We start from the raw sequence: 23,616 nt of genomic DNA, 5'->3' as shown, positions 1-23,616 counted from the left end.
CTTTCCCCTGTTTCGGGGTCAACTGAACATCTCTTTTTGCCTATTTCCACTAATCTGGTCCCAACCGGATTCGATGAATAAACCACCACCGGTCTCTCCCTGTCTTAACTAATCCCGGACAAAGCCATGGAATCCACATTGCCTGCATCTTCGACTTCAAGCACAAGCGGATCTGAGTTATTCAATGGTGCCACAGCCAAAGATGGAAAAACAATTGACAGGACAAAAACGGTTGCCAATGCTAAAGCGATTTCCTTGTTACATGTTTTCAATTTCCAACCTCCTGATCATAAAGGCAGAACCTCTAATGATGATACATCAATCATTTTATCATAGGATTATTAAATTTTTCTTAACTTCATATGGAAAACCCAAAAAGAATCAAATTCTCTATTTCATGAAAAACGCATGGGGTTCAAAAAGACAAGGGTTGGAAATACAATGCAAGGTACTGAGACTACTGTTACGGTTCCTACTTCTCCAGTGCAACAGCAGACTCTCGGATTTCTTAGCATGATCTTCATAGGGCTGGTACTAGTCCTCGTGTTGGTCTTCCTGGCAAGATACCTGAAAAACTGGAAGAACCGACCAGAGGAACCTTTTGAGCCTGACGAAAGCCGCTCAGTACTCTCCCTTCTCTCGTCCAAGGCACGCCAGCGGCCTCTTCTAACACTCGGTGTAGTAGCAATCATACTGATACCGAGCATTATTGTTGTAGGGCGGACCCCTGTCCACCGAACAAACATCAGGCATATTGACCCAGAAGGAGACGTTGAGAATCCCAATATCGATATCTTAAGCGTTGAGTCACACTTGAGTGGTTCCAATATCGTCCTCCAGATGAATGTAGCGGGAAACATTCAGAACGATACGTCATATCAGTACAAACTTCGAATAATTGTGAAGGATATCGATGACAGGTTATCCGCCGACTATACTATCACGTACTACAACGGAACTCTCGGTCAACAATATGACACATCCCTGTCAGTAGAGAATAACACGTTGATTGTTCATTTCCCAATATCCATATTTCCTCCAGACCACTATATGGTCGGACTAGAAGGTGTGACAGACTCACTTTCTCCACTTTCTGAAACAGACAAAACAGAAAGCGACTGGAATCGTACCATTGCTAGATTGTGGTTTTAAATAGATACCAATTATTACAAACCTTCTGGTTGGATGGGTTGATGTTCGTCCCACCTCCTTCTCTTTGTTGATATCCAAACACCGGGCAATCAGCGTGATATGGTCCTCGTAGAAATGGGAGACGACCTGTACACTATCAAACTCGTACTTGATGTGTCCCCTGAAGGTGGTGTCAATGATGTCCTCCTTTACGCTGTGGTTTGGGGAGAACCACCAATCTCGTATCTCGGGTACAATGGGTCTGTAGACCCTGCTCAGATAACTCAAAGCTATGTCCTCATCTTCAAGTGAACAGTGGTTCTCCGTCGTCACCCTCGGGTATTCCTAGATGCCATGACCCAAGCTCCTCATTCACATACTCGATAACTGCCTCCGGTGGTATCCTGCAGGCCATATCATAGAAGCCACAAGAGTGAGGCTATGAACTCGAAAGGTGGGATATCCGGCCCGTCAGCAAGGTTGAACCGTTTCCTGTACGCCTTTTCACCGTCCGTGAACCTGCTTCCGTGGTCCCGATAGATGTTAGCGAACATGTGCCATGTGGCCGCATCATTTCTGTGGGTGTTAGCTGTATCCCAGAGGATATCAGTTGCTGCTTGGATCTTCCCTTGGTTCAAGAATTGCTGAGCCTTTTCACGAACCTGTGTGAGTGACGTGTCTATGGCGTTTTGTTCTGCCTTTGCCATCATCTTCCCCCTCATATCATTCGTGCCCTGGCTTCGCCTATCTGATGCTGTATCTGCTGCAGTGCGGACTCGAACTGTTCAGGGTCTGCAGCTTCTGCTTCATCATAGGCTTCTTGGGCTTCCTGATTTCTCCCCAGCTGTTGCAACATGATACCGGGGTTCATCCAGCCCTCAAATTCGCTGCCCTCATATTCAGGAATGTTTGGGCTTACTTAAACTCGTTTATTGAGTGATTAAGGTAATCTAGAAAGGTCACAGGATCGGACTGTTGGTACAAGACTTGTCACATAAGCTCGTACCGCAGATTTCCAAGATGGCACGTAAGTTCAAATTCCCAATAGCAACTAGATAAACTCTCTTTCACTGGTTCAAATCTGAAACTCACCTTATCTATTGGAGATTTAACAATAACTCGAAAGAGACCCTTGACACTTTCGAAAGCTAGTCCTTATTCCTTCCGAGATACAGCTTGAGCCGCTTTCGGGCCGCCAGTGAGATTACACTAGCAACAACAACAACAGATGCGGCCAGCATCCACCAAACAAGGGATATGGGGGGTTGTGAAGCGGTGAGGGTTGCTGTAATTAAATGAGTCTCTATTTAATATTCAATCATGTTCATAGGCTACCAAACGCAATTGGCCTTGCAATAGAGTATCCAATAGGGAGACAATGCTTTGGGGTTGCTAAGTGCTAACAACACAATATCGTATTTCACATTTTTCACAGAGTGGTCATAACATCTATGCGCGGGATGGGAAAAATGGCACTGTACTCTGGTCCTTTCAGACTGGTGATGATGTCTGTTCTTCACCTGCAATTGATGATTTAGATGATGATGGTACCCCAGATGTCGTCGTTGGGAGTAGGGATAATAGAGTCTACGCACTCACCGCGGCTCCTTCACCGACCACTACCGATTCGACATCCGAGACAACCACAGAAACCACAGAGCCCGAGGGAATAGATCCGGTTCTACTCGTTGCGGGAGGCGGTGCTGCGGCTGGAATCATAATAGTCATTGTCATTCTCTATGCCAAGAAGTAAGGCACATGGAGATATCACAGCTTGGGTCTGATTACATCCTCGTTGACGATACATTCCTCGTTTGCGTCAATCAGATGTAATAGCCCAAGCCCCTACTCTTCATCCATAGTCAAATTGATTGACTCAGATATTCCAACGAAGGAATGCTCCACGTGAAACATATTTGTTGGATAGAGCAGTTAGAGCGAAAGAAATCTAGCCGCACATTTGCGGTGTAGTAAATTGGCGCTCTAGGAAAAAAAGGACAAGAAAATGGAAATAGGGAATCTGGCCAGATTTCTGGCGATTCCCTTACTCCTCGTAGCGGAATGCGATTTTCACATTCGCTCTGTACTTCACGATTTTGCCGTCTTCAACGTCTGCAGTCCAATCCAAGACATCCAAGCCGTGGATATTCCTGATGCTGTCAGACGCAGTATCGATTGCATTCTGCACTGCATCCTCAAAGCTCTCTTCTGAACTACCAACTAATTCGATGACTTTTGCCACTGTCACGATTCATCTCTCCTTCCGACTAAACTATAATTAACTGCATTCCTTTAAGGTTGTTGCAACCCGAATTGCTATCATTTGCAAACGGATGTCAAGCAGATTCGACCCAGATGGGACCTATCGCAGTAAAACGACCGTTGCTTGTAAGGACCCGGACGAAGTAGTAATCTGCACCACCTGTGTTCAGTGAATCAGGATCCACAGCAGTTAGCGATTCTCCATTTATGTACCACTCGCCGTTCTTGATTGTACAGTTCTCGTATTCTGTTCCAGTTATGGCAGCCGAATCAGTGAAGGTAATAGATGCCAAGGGAGTGGCAATCTCCTCCTCTCGCCATAGGTCACCGTTCTTGAAGACTTGCACTCTTGCGCTCCAATCTCGATCATCAATCCATGGCTTAGCCGCACGCTTATACCCAGCTGATGGGTTCCCGTCTTGAGCTAGGAAGAGAGTAATTTCCCTGTTTGTTGTTGCATTGTCCACAATCAAGGTTGAATCATTGTCACCGGGTTCTAGCCCATTCACTGAGAATCTCACATACGGTCGGCCATAGTCGGAGTTCGCAATGGTGGCTCTTTTGTAGATAGCATGGAAAACAGCTTCTCGTGTGATGTTTCCAACAAATGCACCTGTTACGCCGCTAGGATAAGGTTGGGGTACTCGTGACGAATCGTAAGCAGGAGGATATTGGTGTCCAATAAAAGCACGGGTATGAGATATCGAATGTCCGAGAAAACCGTCATGCGAGTCTCCGTTCGCTATGAAGCCTAAGCGTAGACCCATACTAAGAGCCTCATTGATGCTACTACCAGGGATCTCTGCTCCTGGCTGCCCCACAGTTCCGGTTTCATTCCACTGTGAATAGGGATTGATTAGACTGCTACCATGGACCGAATAAGCCTCAGCAACTCGCATGTATTCTGGATGATTGAAACAGGCGGCCCAATCCTGAATGAAAGGCTGACGCACACAGTGATGAGGTTCTGCTAGCGCTCTATCACCAGTTTCACTCGTGAATTCATCCAAGTAATTCCACAAATCATCTGCGGTTTTCTGTATATCAGCGCTAATTCGCCCTACTTGGTCACCAGAGAAGATGAATGTAAGATGACCATAGCCCCAAGAGGGGGTATGGGGGCCGCCGCTTGATGTCCATTCTACGCCCTGGAAAGCGACAAACTCACCGGGATCATTGGCAGCGTTGCTAGCTGCTTGGATCGACGACCAGCCATTATCCAAGTGTAAGTTCTCTCCGTGATCAGTAATTGAGGCAAATTCCACTCCAGCAACAACGCGGGCGAAGTAATAGTTCTCATAGGGCATGCCGCTTCCGTCTGAAAGCAAAGAGTGAGAATGAATATCGCCCCAAACAAGAGGTGTCGCTGAATCTTCAACCACTATTGGATTGCTCCAGTAGGTCTTTTCTGTAAGCGTATCTTCAACGAGAATGTAGTGTACGCCTTCCGTTGATATTTGGAATCTGAATCTTCGCATTCCGTTGTCCATGCCAGGTAGCAAGTAAGCAGGTATGATGCCTTGGCCAAAGAGTTGCCCTGTGAAGCGATGCGGGGCGGGTAATTGGCTCACGACTTCTTCTTCCGGTATAGGTTCGAGTGTGTCAATATCGTAGGATTTGAGAGAGAACTCAACTCGTCCTTTGTACGAACAGCTCAAACGTTCGAATTGGTCCCACGCCTCAATAAGCAACTCTCCTTCTTCGGCGGAATCGAGCGTCGACGGTCCGTGTACCCAGAGCATGGTGGTTTGGTTATTTGTCATAACACCGAGATCGATATTGATGAAACCCCAGACAAGTAGAGGAGCGATGGTAATTGCGATCTTCAGAACCGTACTTTTTCGGATATGTTTAGTTCTAGCCACTTTGACTTACCTCCAGAATGACAGGTACACGAAAATCTGTACAAGCAGTGTCCAAGAAATTGAAAAGGTGCCCATACCTTCCCAAACTCGATTCCGTCCAAACCAAAGAAGAAGAATTCCACACAAGAAAGCAAAGATATTCCAGAAATAGAGAGAGCTTCCAATGAACCCCGCGAGAAACACAGACATACGAAGCAGATGACCAGGTATAGAAATCGGGCCTTCGCGAAGCTGGATGTCCGTGTCAGTACCGGCGGTGGTAACAATCCAAGAAGCAGATAATGCGAATAAGGCAGCAATTGACACAATGATAGCTTGAATTGCAGCAACAGGTACCCAAGCCAACGGAATTATCCAGATGTACACTTGTATCCCGCCATAGACATAGAAGGAGATTGGAAGGAAGATAGCAGCTGAAAGTACTGCATAGACCGAAGCTCGGCTAATAGTGGTCCAAGAAATCTCAAGTTCCAAATTGAACGCCCAACACACACTACTCACATGGTCCGATATTAGAATATCGAAGCTTCTGGGATTCTGTATCGCTTCAGCTACCGTATAAGAACCTCACATCATGGACAAATAGACCGAATGGGTCTATGATTTCTTGATAATCCTTTTTTTCTGCCACCATAACATAGATTCGGTCACACTCACAACTACTGTACTGATTAGAATCCCAATGCCACAAAGTCGCAGTGTCACATCGAATCGTTTCCAATGCATGTATTCACTTTGGTCGTCCCACGGTGAGGTTTCGAAAATTGGCTCTCCATCATGATCAAGAAAATGAACCTGATATACAAATTTCGCTGCAGTCCAGTTGTGATGTTTTTGAAGCAAAAAGGGAAACAGCGCAGTAGAATTGAAATATACTATGGAAAATTCTCGTTCTCCTTCCGAGATAACATCGTATCTTTCAATGTCTCCGTGTCGAATGTCATAATCTATGAAGCTAGGAACAAGTATTGAAACCACCAAGAATGCGATTAGCCCGTATCTCACACCTTTCTTTCGGAAAACTAGCCAAGCCACAAGAGGTGCAATTGCTGCTAACAACATCTTTCGACCCCCAAGACTATTCAGTTCAATTGAATTTAAGATTTCGTTATATTGTGATTCTGTGGAAAAGGGACAGTGAAGTCGACAGAAATGAATCTCAACTGGCTGCGAACCTAGTCTCCTTGCCTTCGCCGTCTTATTTCATAGTAATCGCATGCACGAGCCAGCGAGCCAATGCATTCTGAGATATTGCGGAAAATCGGCAAATCCTCCGCATTGATGGCTTCCCAAGCAACATTGCGTGCCTCGGGGTACGCAATATCGGGAATTGTGACGAGAACCGGTTTGTTGTGTTCTTCAAGAATGCTTCTAGCCCCCTTGGCCAAGGATTCCCAGTAATATCCAATAGCATCCTCTGCGTCCATGATAGAAGCAATTTGATGGATGTTGTGAGCATCTGCTTCTATGATGATGGAATCAAAAGATTCCTCTTCACCAACAATTGTGATGACCTCTGAAATAGTTTGATCCATATAGTAGTCCGCCGCTAGGTCTATTGGATTATTCAAACTCGTACCAACATCCTGAATGAGAGGATCCAGCCGCTCACGGATGTTAGCACTCGTTCTTGGAACCTTAAGACCTGCTTCAACACACAAATCAGTGTAGATAACGCTGGTCCCCCCGCTGATTGCTACTATGCCAACGTTTCTGGATTCTGGTTCAGGACACATCGAAAAGATGCTCAGCGTTCCAACAAGGTCTTCGATGGTGTCAACTGAAACGACATTTGCTTGTCGAAGCGCCGCCTTCCAGATTTCACTATTGCCTGCGAGGGCCCCAGTATGAGAAGCCGCAACTCTTGAGCCCTCTTTGGATCGTCCACCTTTCAAAGCCACAACAGGTTTCTTCGAAGCAGTCTCCCTAAGAAGAGAAACCAGCTCTCGTCCATCGTTGGCTCCCTCTATATAGATGCCTAGAACATCTGTTTCATCATCGCCTGCAAAATAATCCACGATTTCGGGTGGTTTGATATCCACTGCGTTTCCGAAGCTAAACAGTTTGCTGAAACCTAGTCCAGCGGCTGTACCAGCTGTGTAAGCGGCAATAGCCACACCGCCGGATTGTGAAATGAAGCCCACATCACCGGCAAGACGAGGCACAGTTGGCACGAAAGCAAATCCGATGCGTGGATACATCAAGCCCATACAGTTAGGACCAATTATTCGCAAATCCAAACCATTAACGAATTCTCTAAGCTCCTCTTCGTTACGTTTGCCTTCTTCAGTACCCAGCTCGGAATACCCACTTGAGAAGACCGTCGCTGCTTTTGCCCCCTTCGCGACTGCTTCTTTCAGGACGCTAATCACTGCGCGCTGCGGTACTGCAACAATAACGTAATCGATTTCACTAGGAACTTCACTCAAACTTGAGTAAATCGTCCTTCCCATGACCTCGCCGCCGGATCTCGAGACGAGATACAAATCGAGATCATGGTCCCACTGAGTCATGGCGTGCACCCAGTAATAACCCATGCGGGGCGAAACCCCGACAATCGCTACAGAGGAAATGTCAAGAATTTCCGAAATTGTTGGTCTATCCTGAGTGTTCATCAGAGATATGCTCCGTGCTTTCAAGACGCCAATATCATGCGAGATTTAAGAGTAGTGGCTACGGCTGACTTCAACCTCAAGGTCCAAATCCAGTCAATCTCGCCTCCCAGATACAATGTAGATATGAACAGCTATTTTTCTTGGTCTGTCTTCTTACCTAACGAAAGACCTTAATGGTGAGGTCATTCAATCGAATTAGTCTTGGTTAGCTAGGCCGCCATTTTTCGCGTGGAAGGCCTGTTACACCGAAACACATGACAAATTAGGAGACATGATAATGCGCGTATACCTCGACGCCAATTTTTTCATAAGCGGATTCAGTGAACGCCCCAAAGATGTAGCGCATATCCAGAAAGCTGCCCAGAAAGCAGGAATGGAGCTCTGGATAACTAGACAGGTATTTCACGAGCTGCGTTGGTATCTGCGAAGGGAAGTTGAAGAAATAATTAGAATAGATGAGACGCTAAGCAAAGATATCAAGAAATTCATCGGCAAAATTGGTTGGCCGAAAAAAGCCCTTCCTCAGTTCAATGACATGTCTCTAATCTTGGCTGCATCACGTACAGATGAGGCGAAGATAGTTACAAGTGATATGAAATTGCTGAATACAATAGAGGATTTGAGCAGTGATATTGAAGATGTCGGATCTGTTGAAGGAATAGTTGGTTCAGCTTTTGTACTTGAACTGATTGAATCAGTTGAGGAAGGTAAACTTGAGAAGAAACTACGAACCATACGGGATCGGATATACAGTGAAGAAGTACGGTACAGTATTTCGCGAAGAAAATCTTACGATCCTGTAACACGTATCAGAATCATCGAGGATCATGCACTTCGTGTCATCCGATCGGTAAAGAGGCCTGCAGAAGATGTGGATAGAAAGCTTTCAGAGGGGCAGCCACTCTTTGTGTTGGATTTTCTGGAAGACATCAAAGCTGGCTTACCAGCTATGTTTGAGGACTTCCAAAAGGGTATGTACGATTCCCTTGCTAACGAAATCGAAGCGATACAAAATGAAATCGAGCGGTTACTTATTGTGTCAACGCTTACTCAAGACAGCGCAACTCATGACAGATTAGTTGATCACGCTTCGGACCTAACATTGTTCCTCTACTACTTGGAAATGATATGCCATCTGTATCGTGGCACCCGTGAAGGAGTAGAAGACGCACTAACAGTGAGCGATGAAGCCGCACGGTTGCTCATGTTCGCATCAATCAGCAACAACGAGTTGAAGGCTTCTGTTTTTATGGTCATAATCATTTTGAACCTGATTAGAGAAGACTATGAGGAGATCGACTATTACTACTCGCTGTATGACGGGCTCCTAGACAGAGCAGGCCTTACTCAGATGCAAGAGACCTCCGAAGGCCTATATGTTACGATGCAAATACTTCGAGAATTCATGGGTGGGTTCAAGCTTACAAAGACAAAGCTAGAGCATCCGTCTGTTACAATTTCAATGCTTAATGACATTGCAACGTATTGCATACAATTCGACAACCACGACAATGCGTGGCATCTAGCTCTCAACGGCTACAAAATAGGTGTAGCCTATGGTAAAGAGCAAGGAGCTCTTACATCATTTCACATGCTATACAAAGTTTCAGCATCTTCACACGATCGCTTCAAAGGCCCTCTTGAGACAATTGCTGAACATGCATTGAAAACCTTTGTCAAGAAAGGCTGGTCTACAGACAAGATAACCCCAATCTTGAACGAAATCCAAGGGAATCTCCCAGAGGTAGAAGATATGACAACGGATGGATTTGTACCCCTTGAGAAATTGCCAGAAGAAATGAGGGTTTGGATGGATGTCCTAAGCAGAGAAGAAGTGAAAGGAAATGAGGTTCTGATTGTTAGAAACGACGAAATCCAAGCTCGAGTTGGCATAGATATTCGCGAGCACAAGGAAATCAGAGCTCTCAGAACAGGTCATAAGATTGCTCTAAGCAAAGGTGAATTCAAAATAGAGAAGGCAAGTGGAGAGCTAAGAAAAGACCACGCTGTGGTGTTCCTTATTACTCCAGGTGAAGGTGCCGAAGTATCCTTCGAAGGCGAATATGGCTTCCGCTATTTGGAAATAGCACAACCACAGACCTAGGGCGTATTACCACTCTAGGCTACGAGACCGCCCTCAACTATGCAGCTGATGCTTTCACCTTGTCATCAGGTATGTTTGGTAGTTTGATTGCCAAGAAACTGATATTCCTGTCAGCTGGAGCTGAGAACCAATGCTTTTCGCCAGGATCCACAAGTACAACATCTCCAGGCCCAACTGAATATATCTTCCCGTCAACACCAATTTCCGTTACGTCAAGGAATACGAAGGCCTCCTGAAGAGATTGATGTGCGTGGGGTTCAGTACGAGCACCAGCGTCAAGATGAACTGCGATGAATGCAGTAGTATCTATCTCTTGTTTTAGCTTTATATCCGCGACATAGGTGGCTGTATAACCGACTCGTTTCTTAGGTTCAGCTTCATTGGCCCTGTAGATCTCCAATGGATAACATCTCACTCTGGGTAGGACATCTTGCCCGTAAAAGAATAACGCTAGCAAAGAGAGAACATGAGTTTTAAGCTTGAATACCAATTAGACGACACAGACACGGTGATAGATTTGGAGAAGACAATAGCTGTAATAGGCGGCTCCGACACAAGTGGAAGGGGTCTAGAGCTTGCGGAGGAAGTAGGAGCAGAGATTGCAAAGCACGGATATGTCTTGGTGTGTGGTGGTCTAGGTGGTGTGATGGAAGCCGCCTGTAAGGGCGCAAAGAGACATGGAGGAGTAACTGTAGGCATTCTACCCACAGAGAAGAAACTGCACGCGAATCCATTTGTTGATATCGCCATCCCGACAGGAATGGGATACCTTCGTAACTTCCTTGTTGCCCGTGGAGGGGATGCAGTGATTGCCATCGCAGGGTCAGCCGGAACCTTAAGTGAAATGGCAATTGCCTGGTTCTCAGATCGTCCACTGATTGCTTTGGTGGAATCAGGTGGATGGGCCAAGAAATTAGCTGGTCAGAAAATCGATCATCGCCGCAGCGATTCTGTATATGCCGCTCAGAGTGCAGAAGAAGCAGTACAGGCAGCTGTTGAATCGCTAGAATCAGAGTGAAAATGTTGAAGGCATCCGATGTGGATTGCCGTAATACTATAAGAAAATACAGCGTTTTCTATGTGAAGAGAGAATGAAACTTGCGAAGAGAGTCATTACAGGGGACTACGATCTAGTAGAACATGAGGTGCGCTATCTACTGGACAGGCTTTCTTCAAACTATGAAATCGAACCGAATGTGGTAGAGTTCCCTTCTGAAGACGTGTTGTTTGTTGGAGACCTCCATGGCGATTTAGAGGCTGCGGAAGCAGTTCTTCAGAATTTCAACGAGATGAATCCCTCGGCCATTGTGTTCTTGGGAGATTATGCGGATAGAGGAGAAAATCAGATTGAAACAACTAACTTGGTTCTCTCCTTGGCTGCAGAGTATCCAAACCGGGTATTGTTGCTGAGAGGAAATCATGAGGAAGAAGAATTGGCTGCTCGGTATGGATTCAGAGACGTAATCCGAAGAAGATATTCACGAGACCTCTTTCGAAATTATTGTAATTTCTTCAAAGCATTACCAATTGCAGCGATAAATAAACAGGGCGTATTCGCGTGTCATGGTGGAGTCCCTGAAGGTGTCTCTTCATTGCGGGATCTTCAGAAGCCAAATAGACACTATGAAAATATCCATGACCAAGTGCTGTTTCAATTAGTCTGGAACGACCCAAAGCCTGCTGATTTCTATTTCCAGCGAAGTATGCGGGGCGGCGGCGCAAAGAACTTCGGAAGAAAGGCATTTGATGATTTTGCGAAGAATCTAGACGTGTGCATGATGATTCGTGCTCATCAAGCATTTCCTTCTGGCTTCAGAGAGTTCTTTGATGGCAGGCTAATCAGCGTATTTAGTACAGCTTACAAAGGGCGCGTTGATCCGAAAATCGCCCATTTAGATGATGAATCAGTCAACCCCATTTCTCTAGTATAGTTAGATATCAATTGCAGTAATCCGCAGCATGATATGCACAAAGGTCACAGTAGTAGCTCATCCAACGAAGCGCTTGCTGGAGACAAGTTCTTAAATAGTAGGAGAAGTTTCTCGACCCAACGGGTTAACGTTCCAAGAGTTGAGTGTACAATGACAAAAGTAGCTGTAGTTAAAACAACCCCGAAGACAATTCACGAAGACATAGCGAGAGTCATGGACTTAGCCGACTATGACAAATATGTCTCGAAGAATGTCGAGACAACTATCAAACTGAATCTATCTTGGAGCAAGTTCTATCCAGCCTGCTCAACAAATCCTTATACCTTCGATGGCGTGCTCAAGAAGCTCATTGGAGATGGGTTTATCAATCGAAGCATTCAGGCTGTCGAGAACGAAACAGTAGTTACCAATATCTACGAGGGCACTCACAAGAACAACTGGTATCCAGTTATCAAGAAACACGGTATCAGGTTTCTACCCCTTATCAAAGCGAATTATGTTGATGTGGAATTGCCACAGGATACTCTTGCATTGGAAGATACATTTGGTGAAACTATCGCACCCAAAGAAGTTTTTGACACTAACATTATCCATCTGCCGACAATTAAGTGCGTTCACCCCGATACAGAGATTTTCTTGGCAGATGGTGCACTCGTCTCAATTGAAGATGTAGTTAGAGAGGTTCATTCGCTTCACGATGTTATCCAAACAGAAGACAATGATTTTGTAGCAGTTTCGAATCACGATATTATTACTTTGTCCAGGTTAGGAGGTATGAGTGAGGGGACTGCATATCAGTTCTGGCGAACTCCTTCTCCTGCAACCCTTTTCGAAGTGAAGACAAAGACATCAAGAAGCGTCAAAGTCTCAGCTGAGCATCCATTCTTGACTGAATCAGGTTGGAAGAAAGCCGGCCAACTGAAAGAGGGCGACAGAATTGCTACACCGAGAAGAATAGACATCGATGGTGAAAGCCAGAAACTCCCAGAAGTGCCCTCACTGAAGCATTCTGAAATTGATATTGATTCCATTGAGTTCACAGCCACCCGAAAATACAATTCAGAGATTCAAAGAGTTATGGTGAAACGCTATTTAGAAGGAAAACACACTACAGAAATCGCTTCAGAGCTCGATGTTCCTATTGAAGCAGTGCGAACAACACTGCACCGATATGAAATACCACTGAGAAAATCCTTCAACTGGATTGAAGTGCCTTCGCACACATCACCGGAATTCTGGAGATGGATTGGCTACTTCATGGCAGAAGGCTATACTCAGGTAGAGAAAGGAACAGTAAGATTCTGGTGGACTAACACCGATCCTAAGCTGAGGCATCACTATGTGATGCTATGTAAATCGTTGTTTGGAATAGAACCCAAGAAGAAAGACAATAGCTTCTACTTTGATAGCGTTCATCTTGCCGAATTTATGGAAGGAATTGGGCTTGGAAAGCGAATTACCGCGGCAAACAAAGATATACCAAGATTGCTATTCAAATGTCCCAGCGAAGAGATAGCATCATTTGTAGCTGGGTACTTCGACGGAGATGGAACATGTGCAGAAGATGGATTGCATGTCACATCTAAAAGCAGAGAATTGATCAAGCACCTACAGATGCTTTTGCTTCGACTTGGTGTAGTATCATTCCAAACGGAAACAAGGGTACATCTTCCTGATAAACCAGATGAAATCAGAGAATATCACAAGCTCAGCATCTATGGTGACGATGTGGTCGCTTTTGCGAATACTGTGAATCTGAAGAAAGCGGATAAGGAAGACGCTTTGCGGAAGCACTCTGAGAGAAGAATGAGCAGCAAAAGGCCTAGCAATTGGGACACCATGCCAATTTCGCCATCAATGTTTAGAAAGGTTAGAGAAGGACTAGGATTCACCCATGAATCCACAGGAAAGCCCAGTTCTGTGAATGCCATTGAGAACGGCTATTCACTTCCAACAAGACCGGTACTTGAGTACTTCATAAATCTCTTCGAGAAGAACGACTCTGATGATGAATTCGCATCAGAAATATCAGCAATGAAGGCTCTTGCTTCGAAGGATATCGTATGGGATCATGTTGTTTCAATTGATGAAATTGAAAGCGATACCCCGTATCTGTATGACCTCAGCATAGAGGAAACAAATAGCTTTGTCGGCAATGGAATTGTTCTACATAACACACATGGCCATACAGAGATGACGGGAGCATTAAAGGATTCATTTGGACTCTATCTAACCAAGAATCGTCATCTGGCTCATCTCAAAATCCACGAGGTGCTTGTTGATCTGTTACTCTTGCAGAAGACAATATCACATTCTGAGTTTGTCGTAACGGATGGCACAGTTGTCGGTGATGGAGCCGGGCCTCGAACAATGGAACCCAAAATTGGAAATCTGCTTATTGCAACTCATGATATGGTTTCCGCAGATGCGATTCAAACCCGTCTGATGGGAATTCCACAGGAGAAAGTGAAAAAGCTCCAGATTGCTGAAGAGCTGGGGCTGGGGGATGCAAGCAGAGATCGCATTGAAATTGTGGGAGATTTCGAATCATGGGAAGATCTGCCCAATCTACACCTGAGTACAGGAAAAAGCCCGGTCATCGCATGGAACAGGGGTTTTCTCAAGTTCCCAGGCATGGAACAACTGATTTTCCGCTCGCCCCTGATGTGGTTGCCAATCCAACTTTCTGGGCTGTACCATGACGGTATTTGGTTGCCTCTATTTGGCAAGAAATGGGTTGACTGGTTCCTGGAGGAAACTGAATGGGGAGAGCTATGGAAAAAATACTCTGAAGAATAGGTGGAGATAAAAATGTCAGCCAAGGGATATTTGCGATTAATTCGTCCGCAGCAATGGTACAAGAATCTACTAGTTTTTCTCGCCATTATTTTCGTCGAGATTCCAAAGGAGTGGCCTTGGGAAACGCTGCCAGCCATTTTCAGATTGTCAAACTATCCCCCACTCATAATGGGTTTTCTTGTCCTCTGCGCTGTATCGAGCAGTACCTACATCATCAATGATATTATGGACATTGAGGAGGATGCTGCACATCCGGAGAAAAAGAATAGACCCCTACCCTCTGGAGAGGTGTCGAAATCAACCTCATATGTTCTAGCAATTGCACTACTTGCTTCAGGACTTGTTCTGGCGTATTACTTGAGCAGGATGTTTTTCCTCTGTATCCTACTGTACCTTTTCAATTCTCAAGCCTACAATCGATTCCTCAGCAACTACGCGGTAATTGATGTAGCCGCCATAGCTCTTGGTTTCGTTATCAGGGCGGTATCTGGAACATTCTTGATCGGTGTGAAATTCACATCTTGGTTGGTAATTGGAGTTTTCTTCTTTGCGCTGGTTCTTGGATTTGGAAAGAGGAAGAACGAACTCCAGCTTCTTGGAGACGATGCACCCGAACATAAGTCGGTGTTCACGCAGTATACCGATACTATGTTAGATCATGGCATCAGTATCTCAGCTACGTGGGTTGTTCTGTTCTATGCTTTGTACACCTATGAGAACTACCGCAGTGTCATGGTTACTCAGCCAGTTATGATTACCGTGCCAGTTGCAGCCAGTATCATTCTTCGATACATATATCTCCTACAGATTGGTAGTCCCGTGGGTCGCAAACCCCATCTCGCAATCAAAGACAAAGGTATACTCGTAGGAGCAATCATATTTGGTTTGGTCCTACTCCTGACCTTGTTCTTCTGGCAACCAATACTGAGCTTCTTTAATGACCTCTTTCCTGCGCCTCCTGATGTTCCAGATGTTACTGATATGCCGTAGGTGCTCAGGATGAAAAGAAAGCTATATCCATTCGATCTGCATAGTCACACTCTGTTTTCCAAGGATGGACTGAACAAACCACAGGATATGTTCAAATGGATGAAGAAGAAGAAGCTGAAAGGAATGGCGTTGACTGAGCATGAGCGGGCTTCAATTCTCAAAGCTGTTGTTCACAACGGACGTTTCTTGCTGCCTGCGTGCGAGTTCAAATCTACTGACTATGGAGAATTGATTGGACTTTTCATAAATGACCACATTGAGAATCGGACGTTTGTTGAAATCGCCGAAGACATTCACGATCAAGCTGCTTTTACTGTGCTTCCTCATCCCAGAGATCCATTCCGAAAAGAAACTGCGTTAATGCAGAATCTCCCAGATAGAATCATTGAGAAGCATGTTGATTTCATTGAGGGCATAAATTCACGATGCCTTCTTCCGCTATTCAATACGTGGGCACAAAATTTGGCAAAACGGCTCAACAAACCGATGACTGCAGGGAGCGATGCTCATAGTCATCTAGAAATTGGGCACGCGAAGACCTGGTTTGAAAGAGCAGATACACCTGAACAGGTCTACGAGGAGTTGAAAAAAGGGAATACCAGAGTTTCTGGCCGGGTTTCTTTTCCATGGGTGCATCTCCCCTCAATGATCTGGCAGCGTGCAAGGAAGTTGTAAGTGATGACTAGCGAAGGCAATAATGAAACGGAAGAACAAGAGAGTTTCATAAGCACGAGAAAGCTGGTTGCGTTTGTGGTTGTAGGTGTACTGGTTTACCTGCTAATTGGGTTTTATGCTAACTTCGACTTGGTTTTTGATGCACTTCTGAGTATCCCCTGGTGGTGGGTCCTTCCAACCATGATGGCAATGTCTTTTGTCAACTATGCTATCAGGTTTGTCAAATGGCAATACTATCTTGGTCTGATTGATGTGAATTTGTCTGTCAAAGAAAGCTTCAGCATATTCCTAGCAGGCTTCACGCTAACAGCCACTCCAGGAAAAATCGGCGAGGCAATCAAGGGATACTTCTGTAACGAAATAGATGGGACACCCATAGCCAAGACGGTTCCAGTGGTCATTTCCGAGCGAATAACTGATATGCTCGCTATGATAGCTCTGGCAATGGGAGGATTCATCCTAGCGTTCAATATTGGAAATCAGTTGTTCCTCCTAGCAGGGGTAGGAGTACTCGCAATTATCGGCGCCCTTGTTCTAAATAGCGAAACGTTCTATTCCAAAATCCTACGGAAACTCACTTCAGTTGGACCTTTGAAACGGTACCAAGATAGCTGCGACCTAATCGAGGATACACTGATGAAGACGCTGGCACCTAAGCCGCTTCTTCTCAGCTCACTGGTAAGTATCCCTGGATGGTTCATGGAATGCATGGAATTATGGCTTCTTCTCAGTCTGTTCACTGGCATGGGTCTTCCAAGCCTCACCGTCAATTCACTCATACTTCTGGCATCAGCAACGTTCATTCACGCTGGAGCATCCACAGTCGGAGCAGTTCTTATCTTCCTACCAGGAGGATTAGGCGGCTATGAAGCATTTGCTATCGGAATGATGACTACTTTGATGCTGCTACCAATCGCTATAGCCAGCGCAGCCACGATGCTCGTTCGCTTTGTAACATTATGGTTCAGCGTCATGGTGGGATTCGTTGCCATGGCAGTAGTAACCAGAATGACCAGAGACTAAGAGAGTGCCGTCCCCAGCAACCTTAAATCGCTGCTTTCGATGCTTTCGATTCGTGAGTACGAATGAGCAGTCGCGCAGAAATCGCTCTTGCTAACGCCGAAGAAGTGGTAACCGTAGACGAAATAGAAAACCTACTTGCCTCCAAAAAGGATTTCACATTTTATTACGGGACAGCACCAACTGGACCATTCCACTTCGCGTATCTCATACCACTAAACAAACTCATTCAGCTCACTGAGATAGGTGGACAGGGAACTATCCTACTGGCTGATTATCATGCCCATCTTGATGACAGGAAAACCTCTTTTGAACAAATGGAAACAAGATCAGATTACTACGAGCAATGTATCAGGGGGATTCTCGGAGAATATTCAAAGGATATGAAGTTCGTCAGAGGATCATCATACCAGCATACTCGAGAATATGTGGAGGACCTGTATAGAATAGCAGCAAGGGTAACAACAAACAGGGCCAAACGAGCAGCTAGTGAAGTTGTTCGGCAGAGGGGGACAGCCAAGGTTTCGGAACTACTGTATCCACTCCTCCAGATTTTGGATGTAAAATACTTGGACGCAGACATCACTGTTGGTGGCATAGATCAACGGAACATCTACATGCTGGGCCGCGAACACTTAGAATACGTTGACTTTCCTAAGAGTTCATACATCTTCATGCCTTTGCTTCCGTCACTACGGGGTGGTGGTGCCAAAATGTCTGCTAGCGACCCAACATCTCACATTCGAGTAACGGACAGTCCTGAAAGCATTCGGGAAACAATTCGAGGGGCATATTGTCCGGCGGGCGAATTGGCCGATAATCCTATCACAGCCACGATGAGATACATCATCTTCCCGAGGTATGAAGAAATCAAAATAGAGAGAAAAGAAAAATTCGGGGGAGACATCTCTTTCGATTCAATAGAATCATTTGAGCAAGCGTATGTCGATGAGGAATTGCATCCCCTTGATGTGAAGAAAACCGTAGCAAAGGCCCTCATCGAGCTCTTAGAACCCGCCAGAAACTATTTTGAGAAGCATCAGGGCCTTCTTGAAGAAGCCGAGAGGACTTTTCAAGAGTAGCCCTGAAGCAAGGATTACAAACTAGGATGGGTTCAGAAGCTGATACCTAAGCTCTCTAGCAGTGCCTTCAAGTCACTCTTGGACAAGTTCTTTGCCTGTTCGAGTATTACTTCGATTTCGTCAGGAGTCATGCCTTTGTCTTTCAGTTTCTCACGCAAGTCCTCGAGCTCCTCTGGTTGAGATCCAAGGGTTTTCTCAACCACTTCCTTCTCTTCTGGTTCCTCAACAAGAGCACCCTCTTCGGTCTTCCTTGCCTTCTCTTGTCGTATGACTTCTCTGATGAAGCCAGGCCGCTCACTAGCTTTCATCCTAGCCAAGTCGGATCGGAAGGCTTCAAGCTCTTTTTCTCCTAGCCCTGTTAGATCAGCAAGCTCTTCCAAGAGAGCGTTGACCTCAGGAACAACAGCAACTACTGTCTCTCCCTCGATTTCATTCAAGTCCTTCGAAAGTTTTACTGGCTGGAGCAGCTCATTTGATACGTCCCGGAGGATTTCAGCTCTCGATGGTACTTCAGCTGGTTCAGGTACATTGCCTTTCTTGAGAGACCCAATCATACCGTTGATAATTCGGATGATCTTGGGAATGCTCCAGACTCTAACATAAAGAATAATCAAGAGGGCAAGAATGGCTAGTCCCACACCTCCCGCAATCTGAACATTGCGAATCAACACCTGTTCTGCCGTAACATCCGAATCGATGGTAATCTGAACAGTCTTGCTTTCATATTGTTCCTTAGAGAAGCCAATCTCAATATTGAAGGTCTGCGTGGCGTTTACTCTGAAAGTTAGCTCGTACGTACCATTGTTATAGGGCTCATTGGTTAAATCAGGATAGTACTGTATGTTCTGTTCTCCAAAGGAGATGAACTCTTCTGCACCGCTGATTCCAACATTGTGGTCCAAGTCAACATACGAGACTACAACGGTGATTCTTGAACCGGGTTGCGTTGAGATTCGCGGTGTCTTCGCAACGAGCTCTGTTCGGACTCTCCGAATTGTTATCTGAATACTAATCGATTCGACAGAATAGACATTCGTCGGGAATGCGATTTCCACAGAATAGGTACCTATGGGTAAGTCTGGGGGTACGGTTATAGAGTAGCTACCGTTATCTAGTGATTCAAGAGGTTCCTCTCCAATGGTTTCCCAATATGCAAAACCATTGATATCACCGACAGTTTCGTTCGTCAGCATGTTGGTAAGTGTGTAAATTACAGTCCGGGAATCATTTACAGGAATGGAAAGGCTTTGTGGACCATCAATGCTTGCTGGGGTGGCTTTTAGTTGTACGCTCACGATCATTGATGCGGACTGGTAGTTATCAAGCGAGAATGTGACCGGGATGTCATAGAGTCTAGGATTGACTGGAGTCAGATTCACTTCTAGCACGTAAGAGCCGTTTCCAAGATCAATAACTCTCGCTTCGTCCCATTCAACACTTGCCGTAGCAGATGAGAGACCAACATTGTTGTGAGTATCATTGTACGTGAATTCATATGTGACATTCTCACCATGATATCCATCTGCGGTAACAACCCGAGAATTCAGCTCAGTCGGGACTAGTCGAATATTTGTAAGGATCGTTCTTCGCTGAAGCTGATATCCCGTTTTGGCAGCACTCAAGCGCAACTGAACACTCTGAGCTGCAAGAGAACTTGTATCAATAGAAGCAGTATAGCTGCCGTTTGCTGCTTGTTCAAGGTGACCAGTAAGACCACCTAGGCTGTATGTTAGATTGGCTGAATCTATCGAGCCACCATAGTAGGTGTCGTTAAACAACGCTTGGATGTTCAAAGTATCTCCGTAGGTAACCACCAAGGATGTTTCGCCATCTGCAAGCTGAAGTTGTGAAGGGACAGGAATGATTTGCACACTAATCGTCGAAACTAGGAAAGCATAGTTTTGAGCATCTGCACTAATCGAAAGATCATACTGACCAATGGCAAATCCGGAGGTGTTCAGTTCACCGAAGTAGTATCCTGGTGTTCCGTTGCTAGACAATGTATCTTGTGTATCATTGAATTCCATGAATACATCAACAGCGGTCACTGGACCACCGTTGGTTGTATCTTCCATATAGACCCAAAATTCCTTGGTCGATTCTAACACGACCTCAATGGATGATGATTCTGGGATGACGGTACCAGTTGCTTTGGCCACAATGAGATTGAGTGAAGTTATTCTGGTCTGGTAATACTCGCCAGTTACACTCACTTGGGGTTCGTATGTTCCATAATTGAAGTCCGAGGTCGTCAAATTGAGAATGTAAGTTCCGTTGTTCAGATCATCGAAGTAGTAGAGTGTGCCATTCCAAAGCAAGGAAGCATTCAGTCCCTTGATTGGATTGTTATAGAATGTTTCACGTACCACAGCTCTGATTTCGACAAGCTCGCCCCAGTCGGCATAATACGAGCTTCTGTCGAGTGCAATATCAAGAGTCGCTGAACCTGGCTGAACCTGAAGTGTCAAATTCACAGAATCATGGTAAGCCTTGTTTGCAACTACGGCAAAGTCATACTCCCCTGCAACCAAACCGGTTGTATTCAGGGTGAGCTGGTAATCCCCATTGCCTATTTCAACTATGGTTGCAGAAGTTCCATGCAATAGCTCCCAGTTCGTTGTTACCATAGCTTCAATGATAGGAAGATTATGGTCGTAATCAGTGTATGTCAAATTGACAACAATTGGCTCGCCAACCGGTACTGTACCAGCAGCAGGTGCATCAGCCACCATTGAGGTTTGAATAAGGCGAATGGAAGCAGGTAAATCGCGTGCTGTTCTCTCTGCATAGAAAGGTACACCACTCCAGCTCAGACTTAGATTGAAAAAGACAGTGCCTTTGTCCCCAAATTGTTCGGTTGGTACCTTGATGAGATAATTCCCGTTAGTCTGATCCATTAAGGTATAGTTCAATAATGTGACATTGCTGCTTTCTAGCTGAACTATCGCGTTTGCAATGCCTTCTTCTTCTGTGTAGTCCTCGTAAGTGAAATCGATAGTTATGTTGTCTCCATAGGGGGTTTCTTCCACTAGGGTGAAAAGTATGGCAGTCGGTCTCTCTACCGATGCTGCAGAGGTAGATATCGACCGAGAGGCATGATAAGGTGGAAGAGACGACCTATCTATTGATAGGGTCAGTTCCTTGGATATGAGAGTGGTATCATCCAGTACAGTGGAATTCATGCTGATTTCGTAATACGTAGTCTGATTGTAAAGGGTATAATCGAAATCGGAAACAGAGGGAGTTCCGTCCAGTAGAATCGTGAGATTTCCTTTCAATACGGGTATGAGTTCTCCCGTGATGAAGTCCTCATATCGAAAAGCAAGGGTAAGATTCTCTCCAAAGGGAGTTTCTCCTGGAGTCTTTGTCAACACGATTCGGGTTGACCTATAGGATACCTTAGCATTGACCTCCTTCGTTCCTGGGGCATAGTATGGCTCTCCACTACGTGACACTGATAGAGAAAGGGTATACGTAGCTGGTTCACCTAGTGAGCTACTATTGATTAGGACGAGGTAGACACCATCCGCCTGTTCCTCCACCCAGTAATTATCTCCCAGAGTCAAGGATTCTACCGCAGAAGCACAGGATGCACTCACCGTCGCACCGGTAATGCCTCGACCGGTCGTGTCATCGATGTATTCAAGGAATAGAGACACATTTTCCTGATATGGTGTTGGATCAGGGCTCTCGAATCCGATTTGGGTGACACGCCTTAGAACATTTATCGTAAAGACTTCAAAAGCGTCACTGGCGAAATTCGATCCGTTATACTCAACAGACGCATTGACATTGAATGCGCCATCCTGCGGGAATGCAGAAGTGTTGAGGACAACTATGAAGTGACCATCGCCGATTGGAGTGACTGAATAGTAACCACTCAGCGAATCGTTTAGTGATAAGTCACCAGTCATATCCTCGGAACTTCCCGCAACAAGGTCTGTATAGACAAACTCGATTGTGACGTTGTTTGCATACTGTGGTGGTGTGAATGAGAGATGAGATAACTGGGTTGTACGTAAGGTAACAGTTACCGAAAACTGGTAGTTCTGAATATCTTGATAGTACGGGTCACCTGTCCAAGTGAGATTAAGATGAAGGTAGTTTGTACCAATGTCTAGACCAGTTGAATTGATGGAAACCGTAAAGGTTTTCTCAATATCATCATACTCCACGAAGTAGCTAATCCCAACTTCATTCAGTTCAACAGTAAGTTTGGAGTTGTTGGCTATTTTCTCAGCTGTTAATGAATCGAAATAGCTGAATGAAAGATTCGCAAGTTCATTGTAAGGAGTAGATTGGACTGGAGTATGGTCGATGTAGGTTGGTCGTTCAATTATCAAGATAGTAACGGTTAATGATCCGTTCTCATATCTCGGGGAGATTCCACTTCTCCACATCATATCAATTCTGAATCTGAAGGTGCCTGTCTCAAGACAGTACTCACTATCAAGATGGAATTCATACACTCCCGGATTTTCTCCCTGCTCGAAAATGTGGAAATCGCCCTGTATGACCGGCGAGCCTGAATCCAAGGCCGTAACGTCGACGAGCACGTTATTGGTGTCATTGGAGATTAGAGAATCATCAGTAGCGTCCCGATATCGAACAGTGAAGGTGACATTATCAAGGTAGTTTGTTGCAGTGGGGGCGACGCCGAGGAAAACATCAGTCTCGGTTCCTAGAACTCGTACAGATGTCTCGAGCGATTGCTCGTAGTATTTCAGTACACTACCAGTCCATTCAATGGATATGCTCAGATTCTTCCAGCCGATGGTTCCCCATTGATCGGCAGGTATGGTAATATTATAGTGTCCATCTCCAAGATCGGATGCTTCTGAGTAGAATACGAGGTCGGACACTCCAGGAGAAGTCACTGTCAGCGCCACATATCCCGTGTCATTAACAATTCCCTCTGACAAATCCGTATCCTGATAGAATACAAGAACTGTAATATTCTGAGCAAATGGAGTCTGCTCAACAGGTTCATCTAATGTGAATAGGGTATTATGACTGCGGATTTCCACGCCAATATCGAATGTATGATTCTGATAGTTGCTTTTGTTGACCTGAAAACGAACTGTGTACAAATCATCTCCCACAGTGAGCGCGTCATCGGATTCAGTATAGATGGTGATGTTG

Annotated in this window: 20 protein-coding genes; 11 read left to right on the top strand and 9 right to left on the bottom strand. The window is 45.2% G+C overall.

Going from position 1 to position 23,616, the window contains the following annotated elements:
- Positions 1-104: 104 nt before the first annotated feature.
- On the bottom strand, positions 105-272 hold the full coding sequence (locus tag GF309_15835; protein MBD3160249.1) for a hypothetical protein: 168 nt from the start codon (positions 270-272) through the stop codon (positions 105-107).
- Between the two features lie 169 nt (positions 273-441).
- Here GF309_15835 and GF309_15830 point away from each other — a divergent pair, with 169 nt between their 5' ends.
- Both GF309_15830 and GF309_15825 read left to right on the top strand, forming a co-directional pair.
- Complete coding sequence (locus GF309_15830; protein MBD3160248.1) at positions 442-1,152, top strand: hypothetical protein; 711 nt, start codon at positions 442-444, stop codon at positions 1,150-1,152.
- Between the two features lie 114 nt (positions 1,153-1,266).
- Positions 1,267-1,443 (top strand): hypothetical protein, encoded by a 177-nt coding sequence (locus tag GF309_15825; GenBank protein MBD3160247.1) that lies wholly within the window; start codon positions 1,267-1,269, stop codon positions 1,441-1,443.
- Between the two features lie 104 nt (positions 1,444-1,547).
- On the opposite strand, the gene GF309_15820 is transcribed toward GF309_15825, so the two are convergent.
- Together GF309_15820 and GF309_15815 are read right to left on the bottom strand one after the other, a co-directional pair.
- Complete coding sequence (locus tag GF309_15820) at positions 1,548-1,841, bottom strand: hypothetical protein (protein MBD3160246.1); 294 nt, start codon at positions 1,839-1,841, stop codon at positions 1,548-1,550.
- An 8-nt stretch (positions 1,842-1,849) separates the two neighbouring features.
- A complete protein-coding gene (locus GF309_15815; GenBank protein ID MBD3160245.1) occupies positions 1,850-2,002 on the bottom strand; it encodes a hypothetical protein in 153 nt (50 codons plus the stop codon).
- 525 nt (positions 2,003-2,527) lie between these two features.
- Here GF309_15815 and GF309_15810 point away from each other — a divergent pair.
- Positions 2,528-2,884, top strand: coding sequence for a PQQ-binding-like beta-propeller repeat protein (locus GF309_15810; protein MBD3160244.1), 357 nt, complete (start codon positions 2,528-2,530; stop codon positions 2,882-2,884).
- Positions 2,885-3,175: 291 nt separating this feature from the next.
- Here GF309_15810 and GF309_15805 read toward each other — a convergent pair whose 3' ends face one another.
- The 5 genes from GF309_15805 to GF309_15785 all read right to left on the bottom strand — a co-directional run bounded on the left by GF309_15805 (position 3,176) and on the right by GF309_15785 (position 7,873).
- Positions 3,176-3,379 (bottom strand): dodecin domain-containing protein, encoded by a 204-nt coding sequence (locus tag GF309_15805; GenBank protein MBD3160243.1) that lies wholly within the window; start codon positions 3,377-3,379, stop codon positions 3,176-3,178.
- Between the two features lie 88 nt (positions 3,380-3,467).
- Positions 3,468-5,258 carry a DUF3604 domain-containing protein gene (locus GF309_15800; GenBank protein ID MBD3160242.1) on the bottom strand — a complete coding sequence of 597 codons (1,791 nt, stop codon included), beginning with the start codon at positions 5,256-5,258 and terminating at the stop codon, positions 3,468-3,470.
- Between the two features lie 6 nt (positions 5,259-5,264).
- Positions 5,265-5,732, bottom strand: coding sequence for a hypothetical protein (locus GF309_15795; GenBank protein ID MBD3160241.1), 468 nt, complete (start codon positions 5,730-5,732; stop codon positions 5,265-5,267).
- A gap of 123 nt (positions 5,733-5,855) precedes the next feature.
- A complete protein-coding gene (locus GF309_15790; protein MBD3160240.1) occupies positions 5,856-6,320 on the bottom strand; it encodes a hypothetical protein in 465 nt (154 codons plus the stop codon).
- A 113-nt stretch (positions 6,321-6,433) separates the two neighbouring features.
- Positions 6,434-7,873, bottom strand: coding sequence for a hypothetical protein (locus GF309_15785; GenBank protein MBD3160239.1), 1,440 nt, complete (start codon positions 7,871-7,873; stop codon positions 6,434-6,436).
- Positions 7,874-8,150: 277 nt separating this feature from the next.
- On the opposite strand from GF309_15785, the gene GF309_15780 reads away from it, so the two are divergent.
- Positions 8,151-9,977: a hypothetical protein gene (locus tag GF309_15780; GenBank protein MBD3160238.1), complete on the top strand. Its 1,827-nt coding sequence runs from the start codon at positions 8,151-8,153 to the stop codon at positions 9,975-9,977.
- A gap of 37 nt (positions 9,978-10,014) precedes the next feature.
- On the opposite strand, the gene GF309_15775 is transcribed toward GF309_15780, so the two are convergent.
- Positions 10,015-10,467: a cupin domain-containing protein gene (locus GF309_15775; GenBank protein ID MBD3160237.1), complete on the bottom strand. Its 453-nt coding sequence runs from the start codon at positions 10,465-10,467 to the stop codon at positions 10,015-10,017.
- Between GF309_15775 and GF309_15770 the strand changes: the two genes are divergently transcribed.
- From GF309_15770 to GF309_15740, 7 genes are all read left to right on the top strand, one after another.
- The gene (locus tag GF309_15770; GenBank protein ID MBD3160236.1) at positions 10,444-10,995 is read left to right on the top strand and encodes a TIGR00725 family protein; all 552 of its coding nucleotides are present in this window, start codon (positions 10,444-10,446) and stop codon (positions 10,993-10,995) included. The genes GF309_15775 and GF309_15770 overlap by 24 nt on opposite strands.
- Before the next feature lie 73 nt (positions 10,996-11,068).
- Entirely contained in the window at positions 11,069-11,908 is an 840-nt protein-coding gene (locus GF309_15765) for a hypothetical protein (GenBank protein ID MBD3160235.1), read from the top strand.
- 33 nt (positions 11,909-11,941) lie between these two features.
- Positions 11,942-14,707, top strand: coding sequence for a DUF362 domain-containing protein (locus GF309_15760; GenBank protein MBD3160234.1), 2,766 nt, complete (start codon positions 11,942-11,944; stop codon positions 14,705-14,707).
- A gap of 12 nt (positions 14,708-14,719) precedes the next feature.
- Positions 14,720-15,697: a hypothetical protein gene (locus GF309_15755; protein ID MBD3160233.1), complete on the top strand. Its 978-nt coding sequence runs from the start codon at positions 14,720-14,722 to the stop codon at positions 15,695-15,697.
- 9 nt (positions 15,698-15,706) lie between these two features.
- Positions 15,707-16,372, top strand: a complete 666-nt coding sequence (locus GF309_15750) for a PHP domain-containing protein (protein ID MBD3160232.1) — start codon at positions 15,707-15,709, stop codon at positions 16,370-16,372.
- Positions 16,373-16,375: 3 nt separating this feature from the next.
- A complete protein-coding gene (locus GF309_15745; GenBank protein MBD3160231.1) occupies positions 16,376-17,395 on the top strand; it encodes a flippase-like domain-containing protein in 1,020 nt (339 codons plus the stop codon).
- Positions 17,396-17,457: 62 nt separating this feature from the next.
- Positions 17,458-18,474, top strand: coding sequence for a tyrosine--tRNA ligase (locus GF309_15740; protein ID MBD3160230.1), 1,017 nt, complete (start codon positions 17,458-17,460; stop codon positions 18,472-18,474).
- The last annotated feature ends 5,142 nt before the right edge of the window (positions 18,475-23,616 follow it).

Source organism: Candidatus Lokiarchaeota archaeon (genome assembly GCA_014730275.1).
Lineage (GTDB): Archaea > Asgardarchaeota > Thorarchaeia > Thorarchaeales > Thorarchaeaceae > WJIL01.
The sequence above is the reverse complement of the archived record's forward strand: the minus strand, read 5'-3'. Positions and strand labels throughout refer to the sequence as shown.